Raw genomic sequence first — 14,422 nt, 5'->3', positions numbered from 1 at the left:
TTGCCAAAGCGGCCTTATCCGGCCAACTGACGTTCGGCAGCGGCCACCGGTAGCGTTTCGGGTGCCGTTGGCGAAGGTTTACGCTAGAATGCACGGCCTCAAAGCACACCCCCTTCCGAGGCTGTCCCGAAGATGTTGATCCTGCGCGGCGCTCCTGCCCTTTCTGCCTTTCGCCACAGCAAACTCCTTGAGCAACTGAGCCAGAAGGTTCCAGCTGTTACAGGCCTGTATGCTGAATTTGCTCACTTCGCCGACGTAACCGGCGTCTTGACCGCCGACGAACAGCAAGTGCTGGCACGCCTTCTGAAGTACGGCCCAAGCGTTCCGGTCCAAGAGCCTGCGGGCCGCTTGTTCCTGGTTCTGCCACGGTTCGGCACCATCTCGCCCTGGTCGAGCAAGGCCAGCGACATCGCCCGCAACTGCGGCCTTTCGAGCATCCAGCGCCTGGAGCGGGGTATCGCTTTCTACGTCGCCGGGCAGTTCAGCGAGGCCGAAGCCGAGCTGATCGCCAGCAGCCTGCACGACCGCATGACCCAGATCATCGTCAGCCAGCTGGAACAGGCTGCCGGCCTGTTCAGCCACGCCGAGCCCAAGCCGCTCACCGCGATCGACGTGCTGGGCGGTGGCCGCGCCGCCCTTGAGAAGGCCAACACCGAGCTGGGCCTGGCCCTGGCCGAAGACGAGATCGACTACCTGGTCAACGCCTTCAACGGCTTGAAGCGCAACCCGCACGACATCGAACTGATGATGTTCGCCCAGGCCAACTCCGAGCACTGCCGTCACAAGATCTTCAACGCCAGTTGGGACATCGACGGCGAAAGCCAGGAAAAAAGCCTGTTCGGCATGATCAAGAACACCTACGTGATGCACAGCGAAGGCGTTCTGTCGGCTTATAAGGACAACGCTTCGGTCATCGTCGGCTCCGTCGCCGGCCGTTTCTTCCCGGACCCTGAAACCCGCCAGTACGGTGCGGTGCAGGAACCGGTGCACATCCTGATGAAGGTCGAGACCCACAACCACCCGACCGCGATTGCCCCGTTCCCCGGCGCAGCCACCGGTTCCGGCGGCGAGATCCGCGACGAAGGCGCGACCGGCCGTGGCGCCAAGCCAAAAGCGGGCCTCACCGGCTTCACCGTGTCCAACCTGCAGATCCCTGGCTTCGAACAGCCGTGGGAAGTGCCGTACGGCAAGCCCGAGCGCATCGTTACCGCGCTGGACATCATGATCGAAGGCCCGCTGGGCGGCGCCGCGTTCAACAACGAATTCGGACGTCCGGCCCTGACCGGCTACTTCCGTACCTTCGAGCAGTCCATCACCACCCCGCGCGGCGATGAAGTGCGCGGTTACCACAAGCCGATCATGTTGGCCGGCGGCATGGGCAACATCCGTGAAGAACACGTCAAGAAAGGCGAGATCCTGGTCGGCTCCAAGCTGATCGTCCTCGGCGGCCCGGCGATGCTCATCGGCCTGGGCGGCGGCGCGGCTTCCTCCATGGCCACCGGCACCAGCTCGGCTGATCTGGACTTCGCTTCCGTGCAGCGCGAAAACCCTGAAATGGAGCGTCGCTGCCAGGAAGTCATCGACCGTTGCTGGCAGTTGGGTGACAAGAACCCGATCAGCTTCATCCACGACGTCGGTGCCGGTGGCTTGTCCAACGCCTTCCCGGAGCTGGTCAACGATGGCGACCGCGGTGGCCGTTTCGAACTGCGCAACATTCCTAACGACGAGCCGGGCATGGCCCCGCACGAAATCTGGAGCAACGAATCCCAGGAACGTTACGTACTGGCGGTCGGCCCTGAAGACTTTGCGCGCTTCCAGGCCATCTGCGAGCGCGAGCGTTGCCCGTTTGCCGTGGTCGGCGAAGCCACAGCCGAACCCCAACTGACCGTTACCGACAGCCACTTCGGCAACAGCCCGGTGGACATGCCGCTGGAAGTGCTGCTGGGCAAAGCCCCGCGCATGCACCGTTCGGCGGTACGTGAAGCCGAGCTGGGCGATGACTTCGACCCAAGCACGCTGGACCTGGCCAACAGCATCGAACGCGTGCTGCACCACCCGGCCGTGGCGAGCAAAAGCTTCCTGATCACCATCGGCGACCGCACCATCACCGGCCTGGTGGCCCGTGACCAAATGGTAGGCCCATGGCAGGTGCCGGTGGCTGACGTTGCCGTCACCGCCACCAGCTTCGACGTCTACACCGGTGAAGCCATGGCCATGGGCGAGCGTACGCCGCTGGCCCTGCTGGACGCTCCGGCGTCGGGCCGCATGGCCATTGGTGAAACCCTCACCAACATCGCCGCCTCGCGCATTGGCAAACTGTCCGACATCAAACTGTCGGCCAACTGGATGTCCGCTGCCGGCCACCCTGGTGAAGACGCGCGCCTGTACGACACCGTCAAGGCTGTCGGCATGGAGCTGTGCCCGGAACTGGGGATCACCATTCCGGTGGGCAAGGACTCCATGTCCATGGCCACCCGTTGGAACGAAGACGGCACCGACAAGAGCGTCACCTCGCCACTGTCGCTGATCGTCACCGGTTTCGCACCGGTCACCGACATTCGCCAGACCCTGACACCGCAACTGCGCATGGACAAGGGCACCACCGACCTGATCCTGATCGACCTGGGCCGTGGCCAAAACCGCATGGGCGCCTCGATCCTTGCGCAAACCCACGGCAAGCTCGGCAAACAGGCGCCGGACGTCGACGACGCTGAAGACCTGAAGGCCTTCTTCGCCGTGATCCAGGGCCTCAACGCCGACGGCCACCTGCTGGCTTACCACGACCGTTCCGACGGTGGTTTGCTGACCAGCGTTGTCGAGATGGCGTTTGCCGGTCACTGCGGCCTGAACATCGTGCTCGACAGCGTTGCCGAGGATGCTGGCGAAATCAACGGCATCCTGTTCAACGAAGAGTTGGGTGCGGTGATCCAGGTGCGTCAGGACGCCACTCCAGACGTGCTTGCACAGTTCAGCGCCGCTGGCCTGGCCGAGTGCGTGGCGGTGATCGGTCAGCCGATCAACAACGGCGAAGTGAATATCTCGTTCAACGGTGACACGGTATTTACCGGTCAGCGCCGCCTGCTGCAACGCCAGTGGGCCGAGACGAGCTACCAGATCCAGCGTCTGCGCGACAACGTCGACTGCGCCGAGCAGGAATTCGATGTGATCCTGGAAGAGGACAACCCGGGCCTGAGCACCATGCTCAGCTTCGACGTCAACCAGGACATCACTGCGCCCTACATCAAGAAAGGCATTCGCCCACAGGTTGCCGTACTGCGTGAGCAGGGCGTCAACGGCCAGGTGGAAATGGCGGCGGCGTTCGACCGCGCCGGCTTCAATGCGATCGACGTGCACATGAGCGACATCCTCGCCGGCCGTGTCGACCTCAACGAGTTCAAAGGCCTGGTGGCCTGCGGTGGTTTCTCCTACGGCGACGTGCTGGGTGCCGGCGAAGGCTGGGCCAAGTCCGCGCTGTTCAACAGCCGTGCCCGCGATGCGTTCCAGGGTTTCTTCGAGCGCAACGACAGCTTCACCCTGGGTGTGTGCAACGGTTGCCAGATGATGTCCAACCTCAGCGAACTGATCCCGGGCAGCGAGTTCTGGCCGCACTTCGTGCGTAACCGTTCCGAGCAGTTCGAAGCCCGCGTCGCCATGGTGCAGGTGCAGGAATCCAACTCGATCTTCCTGCAAGGCATGGCCGGTTCGCGCATGCCGATCGCCATCGCTCACGGTGAAGGCCATGCCGAGTTCGCCAGCGAAGAAGCGCTGCTCGAAGCCGACCTGTCCGGCACCGTGGCCCTGCGCTTTGTGGATAACCACGGCAAGGTCACCGAGACTTACCCGGCCAACCCGAACGGCTCGCCACGCGGCATCACCGGCCTTACCAGCCGCGACGGTCGCGTGACCATCATGATGCCGCATCCGGAACGTGTATTCCGCGCTGTGCAGAACTCGTGGCGCCCGGAAGAGTGGAACGAAGACGGCGCCTGGATGCGCATGTTCCGCAACGCCCGCGTGTGGGTGAACTAAGGCCGTGTACAAGCTCGCCTTCTTCGTACCCGACAGCCACGTGGAGACGGTGAAAACCGCCGTCTTCACAGCCGGCGGCGGGCGCATCGGCAGCTACGACAGCTGCGCCTGGCAAGTGCTGGGCCAGGGCCAATTCCGCGCGCTGGACGGCAGTCAGCCGTTTATCGGGCAGGTGGGCCAGGTTGAAGTGGTTGAAGAATGGAAGGTTGAACTGGTGGTAGCGGATGAGTTGATCGTGGCTGTGGTGGCCGCGCTCAAACTCAGTCATCCGTACGAAACACCGGCGTATGAGGTGTGGCAGTTGGCGGATTTTTGATGCGCTGGCTGTCAATACAAGAAACCCGCTGGGCCAGTTTGGCCAGCGGGTTTTTTGTTGGCTGTGAGGGCCTCATCGGGGGCAAGCCCCCTCCCACAGTTAACCGAGTTCCAGCTTTGGAATGCAGTCAAATGTGGGAGGGGGCTTGCCCCCGATGGCGTCGGAACAGGCGCCTCGGAACTCGCCTCACCCCCCCGGCATCCGGCACCAACCGCCTATCGTGAAAGACGACGTACCTGTTAGTTATGACAGTTACGCTCTGGAAAATTAAGCGCTTCAATTGAGCCTCACTTCAATGCTCAAGGAGAAGTACCATGCCAGTAACGATTGTTCGGGTAAGCACTCAAGACGGTACAGCGATTCCTAATGGTGGCTCTACATCGTCGAAGGATCTCAAGGTCAGTGGGAAGGCGGTGCTGGCTGACCAGGCAATCCAGATTACTAATAACGGAATCCAGGTCGGCTATACAACGGCGCAGACGGATACGACCTATATGGCCGACGTATCCGGTTTGGCTCCTGGTCTCTATAATTTTGTAGCTTCCACGCGTGGCGGGCAGGAGCCGTCCGACGTGTGGAAGGTCACGGTCGAGGATTGATGACGGTTTGATCGCTCCCACGCAGAGCGTGGGAGCGAGTGGTCAGGCGTTGATTGGGCGAGAGACCAGCCGTTCCAGCGCCTCACCCAACCCGGACCCCTTGTCACCAATCAGCAGGTGCCAAACACCGCTGTCGAGCTGGCTCACGCCCTGGCAGCCCAGCGCAGTCAGGTCCGCTTCGGACAACACCGAATCATCCCCCAACTCCACCCGCAGCCGGGTGATCGCCACGGCTTGCAGTTGACGCACATTCGCGCGACCGCCCAACGCCTGGATATAAGCGGTTGCGCGCTGGTTATCGGTCATCACCTCGGCCTGTGCCACCTGGATATCTTCACGACCCGGCGTCTTCAGGTTGAAGCGGCGAATGCAATAAGTGAAAACCGAGTAGTAGATCAGCGCGTAAGCCAGGCCAACCGGGAACACCAGCCAGCCATTGGTGGACTTGCCCCAACCGAGCACCATGTCGATGAACCCGCCGGAGAAGGTAAAGCCCAGGTGGATATTGAGCATATTGGTCACGGCCATCGACAGGCCGGTCAGCACCGCGTGGATCAGGTACAAAAACGGCGCGAGGAACATGAACGCGAATTCAATCGGCTCCGTCACCCCGGTCAGGAACGAAGTCAGCGCCATCGACAGGAAAATCCCGCCCATCACTTTGCGCCGCTCCGGCAGGGCATTGCGGTACATGGCCAGGCACGCGGCCGGCAGGCCGAACTGGATCGGTGGCCAGATCAGACCGAAGATCACGCCCAGGCCCACCGCCGAAAACCCTGTGACAATCGGCACGAAGCGCCGCCCGCCGAAGAACGCCAGGTATTCCGGCAGTTTGATGAAGCGGTTGTACAGCCCGCCGGCCATCAGGCCGCTGGCGATACCGGCGAGCATGCCCATGTTGATGAAAGTGTCCATCACCTTGAGCGTGGAAATCATCACCAGGTAGCCGATTGCCCCGGCCAGGCCGGCCGTGCCGTTGAGCTGGTGGTGGCGGATGAGTTGATTGCGGCTGTTGTGGCTGCTTTGAAACTCAGTCACCCGTATGAGACACCGGCGTATGAGGTGTGGCAGTTGGCGGATTTTTGATTCGCAATTCGATGTAAACAAAGCCCGTTGAGCGTTATGTTCAACGGGCTTTTATTTTACCGTCGGTCTGAAAATAGCCTGCACCTGTTAAGTTTGACAGTAGATATTGTTTGTCGTCTGGGATTTTATCGCTATCACCCCAACTCGGGGTCGCCTGAAGCCCAAGAGAGCAATAAATATGAACGACAATCAAAATTCGTACGCCGACATTCCCGTTAAAAACGGTTCGCGTTATGTGGTTATCACACCCAATGGCAAAGAGGCTTACGTGAGTAATTGGTCACATAGTAGTGTGACGTTGATTGATGTTGCTACTGATACTGTCACTCAAGTGATTGACGTCGGGAAGCTCGCGGGCTTTATGGCTGTTAGTCCGGATGGGAAATATGTAATAGTCGTTACTGGTGGAAGTAGTGAGGTTTCAATTATTGATGCATTGACTAAGAAGGTTACTTTGGTGCCGGTCGATATGATTGGCTTTCAAGCGGCGATCAGTCCTGATGGCAAGAAGGCTTATATCACCGGCGAGAGATTGGTGGTTATTGATATCGCAGCTGCGAAGGTTATAGATCGTTTCCAGTTTGAACATGGCGTGGCAGGCATCGCAATTACACAGGACGGTACACATGCGTGGTTAACCATGTCGTTGGGGAATAGCGTTTCGTATGTAGAATTAGCTAATTTTAATATCATTGAATCTGTTCCTGTAAGCGCCTATCCCTATGGCTTGGCTATGAGTGAGGATGGAAGGAGGATTGTTGTAGGAGCGTTTATACATAGTACGCTGTCCGTCATTGATACTACTACTCGAAAAGTGGAAAAGGAGATCAAAGTTAACTCCCAGCCTTATGGAATTGCGTTCAGCAAAGATGGTGGTCGTGTATACGCCTGTGTTTTTCCTGATAGTGGGGTTGAGGTTGTGGATATGAAAAGTCTGGAGCGGATTGGCTCAATTTCCGCAGGGCGTAACCCTATGGGAATTGCTGTGGTAGATGAAACCCGTGCCTATGTCACGAACAGCCATGAGTCCGAAACGAAGTTGTCGGTTATTTCTTTGTCCTGAATGATGGTGCATATATGACTGCGTCGGCTGTGGAAGCAAGAAACCCGCTGGGCCAGTTTGGCCGGCGGGTTTTTTGTTGGCTGTAAGGGCCTCATCGCGGGCAAGCCCAGTTCCCACAGTTTGAACGTGTTGTCCTGTCATGCATCACCCCACTGTGGGAGCTGGCGCCTCAGACCTTTCCCACAAGCCTTTCAGGTTGTCCGTTGGAACTTACATAACTAACCTTCGCCAGTCGCTGCCAATTCAGCGACCGGGACTGCAAGCCCGCCGAAATAATGTTAGAAGCTCGGAAGCGCCGCTATAATCGTGGCGCTTTTCATGGTCATCGTGTTCTGGTGGCTGTGCGCGGGAGACCTTTGGGTCTGCCGAGGTGCTTCTGACTCGGTCTTGCAGGCCCGCGCACAGCTGCCACCCATCATCTGCAAGTGATGCTGGCAGCTCCTATTTTTCAGGAGTTTTACAATGATCAAAGACAGCCCAAACCCCCCGTCCGATCAGCTATTCAGCGTCCGACTCAGTATCGATAACGAAACCTTACTCGCCAATGCCTCGCAGGACATTGCTTCGGTGCAGGCGCTAACAAGCCATCTGGCATTTGAAGTCGCCGGCGCACAGCGTGATGTTGTTTTGGCGATTTGCCGGATGTTGGAGGGTATTCAGTTAATGGTGGATCGGGTGTTGGACTTGAACGAGGTGCCCGAACTTAACTCTTCCAGCGCCAGTTAAAGCCCATTCGGGAGCAAGCCCCCTCCCACATTTTTGATCCGTGCCGGACTTGGCAATGCGGTCAACTGTGGGAGGGGGCTTGCCCCCGATGAGGCCAGCAAAGCCACTACCTCTCTAAACCCTGGCGCCGACCTCGCGTCACTTTTACGCAACGGCGGGATGCGGAGCGTCCGAGGCGGCATTCCCACGCAGAGCGTGGGGAACGATCGGTCAGGCGTTGATTGGGCGAGAGACCAGCCGCTCCAGTGCTTGACCCAACCCGGACGCCGTGTCGCCAATCAACAGGTGCCAAACACCGCTGTCCAGCTGGCTTACACCCTGGCAACCCAGCGCGGTCAGGTCCGCCTCGGACAACCCCGAGTCGTCCGCCAATTCCACCCGCAAACGGGTCATCGCCACCGCTTCCAGCTGGCGCACATTCGCGCGACCACCCAACGCGCTCAGCCATTTCCCGGCCTCCTGCACATCCACCGCCACCGGCTTATCCACAGGCGCCACCGCCGCAGGCGCACTGGCGACAAACGAAGGCATGGCCAAGCGGATCTCATCGGCAATGCTATCGGCCATCGGCCCCACCACCACCTGCAAACTCCCGCCATTGCCCGGCCGAACCACGGCCATGGCGCCCAGGACTTTCAACTCAGCATCGACGGCCTTGTTGCGATCCACCATGTCCAGGCGCAGACGTGTGGTGCACGCGCCCACGCTGAGCAGATTGTCCGCGCCGCCCAGCGCACGAATATACGCACTGGCCCGCTGGTTATCGGTCATCACCTCGGCCTGTGCCACCTGGATATCTTCGCGACCCGGCGTCTTCAGGTTGAAGCGGCGGATGCAGTAGGTGAAGACCGAGTAGTAGATCAGCGCGTAAGCCAGGCCAACCGGGAACACCAGCCAGCCATTGGTGGACTTGCCCCAACCGAGCACCATGTCGATGAACCCGCCGGAGAAGGTAAAGCCCAGGTGGATATTGAGCATATTGGTCACGGCCATCGACAGGCCGGTCAGCACCGCGTGGATCAGGTACAAAAACGGCGCGAGGAACATGAACGCGAATTCAATGGGCTCCGTTACCCCGGTCAGGAACGAGGTCAGCGCCATCGACAGGAAAATCCCGCCCATCACTTTGCGCCGCTCCGGCAGGGCATTGCGGTACATGGCCAGGCACGCGGCCGGCAGGCCGAACAGCATTACTGGGAACATGCCGGTCATGAACTGGCCGCCTTTCGGATCGCCGGCGAAGTAGCGGGTCAGGTCGCCGGTGACCACCGCGCCCGTTACCGGGTCGGTAAAGCTGCCAAACACGAACCACGCCATGTTGTTGAGGATATGGTGCAGGCCGGTGACGATCAGCAGGCGGTTGAACACGCCAAACACGAACGCGCCGAGGCTGCCGCTTTCCATCAGCAACACGCCGAAGCTGTTGATGCCGTGCTGGATCGGTGGCCAGATCAGGCCGAAGATCACGCCCAGGCCCACCGCCGAAAAACCTGTGACAATCGGTACGAAGCGCCGCCCGCCGAAGAACGCCAGGTATTCCGGCAGTTTGATGTCCTTGAAGCGGTTGTACAGCCCGCCGGCCATCAGGCCGCTGGCGATACCGGCGAGCATGCCCATGTTGATGGAAGTGTCCATCACCTTGAGCGTGGAGATCATCACCAGGTAACCGATTGCCCCGGCCAGGCCTGCGGTACCGTTATTGTCGCGGGCAAAGCCGACGGCGATGCCGATGGCGAAGATCAGCGCCAGGTTGGCGAAGATCGCCTGCCCGGCGTCATGCATCACCGCAATGTTGAGCAAGTCGGTGTCGCCCAGGCGCAGCAAGAGGCCGGCGATCGGCAGGATCGCAATCGGCAGCATCAGGGCGCGGCCCAGGCGTTGCAGGCCTTCGATGAAATGTTGGTACATGGCGTGTCTCCCTATTCTTGTTGTTTTCAGCTCAGCGGCCAATGGTGTTGACAGGCTTGGCGAACGGCCTTGGCGCTGCTCAGGTTGAGCAGGCCGTGGCTCAGTTGCCGGCATTGCGCCGCGTCCAGGTGGCGGACGCGGTCCTTGATTTCGCCGATCTGCGGCGGGCTCACCGACAGCTCGCTGACGCCCAGGCCGACCAGCACCGGCGTGGCCAAGGGGTCGGAAGCCAGGGCGCCACACACGCCGACCCAGCGCGCGTGTTTCGCCGCACCGGCGCAAGTCTGGGCGATCAGCCGCAGCAAGGCCGGGTGCAGCGCATCGACGCGGGCGGCGAGGCCGGCGTGGTCGCGGTCCATGGCCAGGGTGTACTGCGACAGGTCATTGGTGCCGATGGACAGGAAGTCCGCATGCTCGGCCAGTTGTTCCGCCATCAGCGCGGCGGCGGGGACTTCGATCATCACCCCCAGTTCGGGGCGCTGGGCCAGCCCCAGCTCCTGGCACAGGTGCTCCAGGCGCTGGCGGATCTGCAGCAGTTCATCCACTTCACTGACCATCGGCAGCAGGATGCGGCAACGCTGCAGCGGGCTGACTTGCAGCAGCGCGCGCAGTTGCTGGTCGAGCAGTTCCGGGCGTACCTGGGCCATGCGAATACCGCGCAGGCCCAGCACCGGATTGGCTTCGACGGGCAGCGGCAGGTAATCCAGTTGCTTGTCGCCGCCCACGTCGATGGTGCGGATGATCACGGACTTGTCGCCCATGGCATCCAGCACGGCTTGATAGGCCTGGCGCTGTTCCTGTTCATCCGGCGCGGTGCGGCGGTCGACGAAGAGAAATTCGGTGCGCAACAGGCCGACGCCATCGGCGCCGTTTTCAAAGGCGAGCTGGGCTTCAGCGCTGGAGGCAACGTTGGCGGCGATTTCAATGCTCACGCCGTCGGTGGTGTGCGCTGGCAAGTGGGCCTGGGCTTGTTGCTGCTGGTGGCGCACCTTCTGCGCATCGCGAATCTGATGCACCTGGGCATGGCGCGCGTCGCTGGGGGCCAGTTCCAGGCGGCCATTGGCGGCGTCCAGCACCACGCGCTGGCCTTGGGGCACATCAAGCACCGCCGCGCCCAGCGCCACCAAACAGGGCAAGCCTTTACCCCGCGCCAGAATGGCCACGTGGGACGTGGCGCCGCCTTCGGCCATGCAGATCCCCACGGCCTGCTGTTCGCTCAGTTGCAGCAGGTCGGAGGGCGTGAGTTCATGGGCGCTGACAATCGAACCGGCGGGCAACTCGAAGTGCCAGGCTTCGCCCAGCAGCGCCCGCAGTACGCGTTGTTGCAGGTCGCGCAGATCGTTGGTGCGTTCGGCAAACAAGGGCTTGCCCAGCGCCAGCAATACTGCGCACTGGGCCTGGATCGCATCACGCCAGGCGTGGGTCGCGGCGCTGCCCTGGGCAATGGCGCCGGCAGCCGCTTGCAGCAGGGCCGGGTCTTCCAGCAGGGCGAGGTGGGCGGCGAAGATCTCTTCTTCGTCGACGTGCTTGCGTTGGCGGGCGTGGTCCAGGGTGCTGCGGATTTCGCCGCGCACCTGCTCCAGTGCCGCGTCCAGACGCTGCGTTTGCTCGCTGGCCGAATGGTTGCCGGTGTCTTCGGGCAGCTCGACGCCAGTCAAACGGAACAACGGGCCACACACCAGGCCGGGCGCTGCACAAACGCCTTGCAACACATCGGCCTCTACACTGGCGCGCCGTGGTACAGCAGCCACCACGGGAGCGTGATGTTCTTCGCTGACCGCCACGGACAGCGCCGCGATCAACGCGTGCAAAGCCGCGTCGGCATCGCTGCCACGGCAGCTGACACGCACCTCGTCACCTTCGCCAATGCCCAACCCCATCAAACCAATCAAACTGTCACAGGCTGCCGACTTGTCACCGAAATGCAGCTGCGACTGGCTGCTGAAACCCTGGGCGGTCTTGCGGATCAGCGCCGCGGGGCGCGCATGCAAACCGCCACGGTGGGTGATGCGTACGCTGGCGCTGGCTTCGGCGCTGGAGTTATCCACAGCCGCTTGAACAGGGGCGGTTGAACGCAACGCCACCTGCATCAATGGCTCTCCGACTTTGACCGTGCCGAGCGGGCAGGGGGTCAGTTCGAAACGGTCGCTGTTGGTCAGAATGATCAGGCTCACCAGGCTCTTGCACTGGCGCGCAATGCGGTCCAGATCGAATTGCACCAGCGCCTGGCCCTGGCTCACCCGGGTACCTTCCTTGACCAGCAGGGCAAAGCCTTCGCCATTGAGCTCAACGGTGTCGATGCCGATGTGCATCAGTATCTGCGCACCGTTGTCGGCACGCAGGGTCAGCGCATGCCCGGTGCGGGCGACGTGGATGATCACCCCATCACACGGCGCGTGCAGGCAATCATTCAACGGATCGATGGCAATACCGTCGCCCATGGCGCCGCTGGCGAACACTTCGTCTGGGACATTGCCCAGGGCCAGCACCGGTCCAGTCAAGGGGGCGCTAAGGGTCAGTCGGTTATTGTTGTTAGACATGGGCACGGTACTCATCAGGAAAACACGGCAATCGACTCAGTGAGTGCGAGTGACTTTGCTCAGGTGACGTGGCTGATCGGGGTTCATCCCACGCGCAACCGCCAGGCCTGCGGCCATGACATAGAAGCTCTGGATGGCCAGGATCGGGTCCAGGCTTGGGTGTTCGGCGCGGCTTAAGGTCAGGTCGCGTTCGGCGATATCGTCCGGCGCGGCCAGCAGCACGCGGGCGCCGCGCTGGCGCATATCGGCGGCCAGGGTCAGCAGGCCGGCCTGTTCGGCGCCGCGTGGGGCGAACACCAGCAACGGGTAGTCTTCGTCGATCAAGGCCATCGGCCCATGGCGCACTTCGGCGCTGCTGAAGGCTTCGGCCTGGATCGCCGAGGTTTCCTTGAGCTTGAGCGCGGCTTCCTGGGCGATGGCAAAACCGGCGCCACGGCCGATCACCATCAGGCGCTGACTGTCTTTGAGGGCCTCGATGGCTGCGCGCCAGTCCTGTTTGGCGGCGTCGCGCAGGCCCTCGGGCAGCGCCTGGCAGGCGTGCAGCAGATCGGCTTCCTGGTTCCAATGGCCAACCAGCAATGCGCTGGCGCTGAGGGTGGCGATAAAGCTCTTGGTGGCGGCCACGCTCAGTTCAGGCCCGGCGCACAGCGGTACGTGAAACTCGCAGGCAGCTTCCAGCGGCGACTCTTCGGCGTTGACCATCGAGATGCTCAAGGCCCCGCGCTTGCGCAGCAGGCGCAGGCTGTTGACCAGGTCCGGGCTTTGCCCCGACTGGGAGAAACCAAATGCGACCTGGCCGCTGACCTTCAACGGGGCCTGCAGCAACGTCACCACCGACATTGGCAGCGACGCCACCGGAATCCCCACGTGCTGCATGGCCAGGTAGGCGAAGTAGCTGGCGGCATGGTCCGAGCTGCCACGGGCGACGGTCATCGCCACTTGTGGCGGCTGGCGGCGCAGGCGACCGGCGACTTCTTCCAGCATCGGCTCCAGGCGTTGCAGTTGCGCCGCGACGGCGTCACAGGAGGCCAGGGCCTCTTCAAGCATTTTTGAAGTCAATGGTTTCTCCTTCGACCATTACGTCGGTGAGTGTCAGGGAGCGGTCCAGGCGCACGCAGTCGGCAAAGCTGCCGGGTTGCAGGCGGCCGCGTTCTTCCAGGCCCAGATAATCCGCAGGAAATTGCGACAGGCGTTGTGAGGCTTCGCTGATCGGCAGGCCGATCTTCACCAGGTTGCGCAGCGCCTGGTCCATGGTCAGGGTGCTGCCGGCCAGGGTGCCGTCAGCCAGGCGTACGCCGCCCAGGCACTTGGTCACGGTGTGGCTGCCCAGCTTGTATTCGCCATCGGGCATGCCGGCGGCGGCGGTGGAATCGGTGACGCAATACAGGCACGGGATCGAGCGCAGCGCCACGCGCATGGCGCCGGGGTGCACGTGCAGCAGGTCGGGGATCAACTCGGCGTATTTGGCGTGGGCCAGCGCAGCGCCGACGATGCCTGGCTCGCGGTGATGCAGCGGGCTCATGGCGTTGTACAAATGGGTAAAGCTGGTGGCGCCGGCGGCGAGGGCGGCCACGCCTTCTTCATAGCTGCCCAGGGTGTGGCCGATCTGCATGCGCACGCCGCGTTCGCTGAGGGCGCGGATCAGGCTGTCATGGCCGGCGATTTCCGGGGCGATGGTGATCACCCGGATCGGCGCCAGGCGCAGGTAGGCTTCGACTTCGGCCATCAATGCGGTGTGGGCGAAGTTGGGTTGGGCGCCGAGTTTTCCGGGGTTGATGTAGGGGCCTTCCAGGTGGACGCCGAGCACGCGGGCACTGCCTGCAGGGCGCTGCTCGCAAAAGCTGCCGAGCTCGCCGAGCACACGGGAGATTTCGTCGACCGGCGCGGTCATGGTAGTGGCGAGCAGCGAGGTGGTGCCAAAGCGCACGTGGGTGCGGGTGATGGTCTCGAAGGCTTCGGCGCCTTCCATGATGTCCGCACCGCCGCCGCCGTGCACGTGCAGGTCGATGAAGCCTGGCAGCAAATAGGGCAGCTCGTTGTCGGCCGGGTTGCACGGCGTGCCTTCAATGGCAACGACCTTGCCGTGCTCGTGCACCAGGCGGCCGCGCATCCAGCCGCTGGGCGTGAGGATATTGTCTTCGGACATGGGCAGTTC

At 61.9% G+C, this 14,422-nt stretch carries 9 protein-coding genes and 2 pseudogenes; 6 read left to right on the top strand and 5 right to left on the bottom strand.

All coding sequences use genetic code 11. The features are described from left to right. Nucleotides 1–132: 132 nt before the first annotated feature. The 3 genes from purL (at nt 133) to QF045_RS25220 (ending at nt 4,944) form a co-directional block, all read left to right on the top strand. Complete coding sequence (gene purL, locus QF045_RS25230) at nt 133–4,029, top strand: phosphoribosylformylglycinamidine synthase (RefSeq protein ID WP_306494500.1); 3,897 nt, start codon at nt 133–135, stop codon at nt 4,027–4,029. A gap of 4 nt (nt 4,030–4,033) precedes the next feature. Then, a complete protein-coding gene (locus QF045_RS25225) occupies nt 4,034–4,345 on the top strand; it encodes an NGG1p interacting factor NIF3 (RefSeq protein ID WP_306494499.1) in 312 nt (103 codons plus the stop codon). Nucleotides 4,346–4,659: 314 nt separating this feature from the next. After that, entirely contained in the window at nt 4,660–4,944 is a 285-nt protein-coding gene (locus tag QF045_RS25220; RefSeq protein WP_306494498.1) for a hypothetical protein, read from the top strand. Between the two features lie 42 nt (nt 4,945–4,986). Here QF045_RS25220 and QF045_RS25215 read toward each other — a convergent pair. Beyond that, a pseudogene (locus tag QF045_RS25215) lies at nt 4,987–5,922 on the bottom strand (PTS transporter subunit EIIC); the annotation flags it as partial. Here QF045_RS25215 and QF045_RS25210 point away from each other — a divergent pair. From QF045_RS25210 to QF045_RS25200, 3 genes and pseudogenes are all read left to right on the top strand, one after another. Beyond that, nucleotides 5,914–6,030, top strand: a pseudogene (locus QF045_RS25210) (NGG1p interacting factor NIF3); the annotation flags it as partial. The pseudogenes QF045_RS25215 and QF045_RS25210 overlap by 9 nt on opposite strands. 178 nt (nt 6,031–6,208) lie before the next feature. Further along, on the top strand, nt 6,209–7,093 hold the full coding sequence (locus tag QF045_RS25205) for a hypothetical protein (RefSeq protein ID WP_306494497.1): 885 nt from the start codon (nt 6,209–6,211) through the stop codon (nt 7,091–7,093). Between the two features lie 462 nt (nt 7,094–7,555). Then, nucleotides 7,556–7,819: a DUF6124 family protein gene (locus QF045_RS25200; protein ID WP_306494496.1), complete on the top strand. Its 264-nt coding sequence runs from the start codon at nt 7,556–7,558 to the stop codon at nt 7,817–7,819. Between the two features lie 210 nt (nt 7,820–8,029). On the opposite strand, the gene nagE is transcribed toward QF045_RS25200, so the two are convergent. The 4 genes from nagE to nagA are packed head-to-tail and all read right to left on the bottom strand — an operon-like array spanning nt 8,030 to nt 14,413. Beyond that, nucleotides 8,030–9,727: an N-acetylglucosamine-specific PTS transporter subunit IIBC gene (gene nagE, locus QF045_RS25195; RefSeq protein ID WP_306494495.1), complete on the bottom strand. Its 1,698-nt coding sequence runs from the start codon at nt 9,725–9,727 to the stop codon at nt 8,030–8,032. A gap of 26 nt (nt 9,728–9,753) precedes the next feature. Next, nucleotides 9,754–12,267 (bottom strand): phosphoenolpyruvate--protein phosphotransferase, encoded by a 2,514-nt coding sequence (gene ptsP / locus QF045_RS25190; RefSeq protein ID WP_306494494.1) that lies wholly within the window; start codon nt 12,265–12,267, stop codon nt 9,754–9,756. A gap of 36 nt (nt 12,268–12,303) precedes the next feature. Continuing rightward, entirely contained in the window at nt 12,304–13,314 is a 1,011-nt protein-coding gene (locus QF045_RS25185; RefSeq protein ID WP_373424498.1) for an SIS domain-containing protein, read from the bottom strand. Next, on the bottom strand, nt 13,307–14,413 hold the full coding sequence (nagA, locus tag QF045_RS25180) for an N-acetylglucosamine-6-phosphate deacetylase (protein ID WP_306494492.1): 1,107 nt from the start codon (nt 14,411–14,413) through the stop codon (nt 13,307–13,309). The genes QF045_RS25185 and nagA overlap by 8 nt, the downstream gene beginning before the upstream one ends. Nucleotides 14,414–14,422: the final 9 nt, after the last annotated feature.

Origin of the sequence: Pseudomonas sp. W4I3 (genome assembly GCF_030816195.1) — a bacterium.
Taxonomy (GTDB): domain Bacteria; phylum Pseudomonadota; class Gammaproteobacteria; order Pseudomonadales; family Pseudomonadaceae; genus Aquipseudomonas.
Note: the sequence above shows the minus strand (reverse complement) of the source record. Positions and strands in the feature narration are given on the sequence as shown.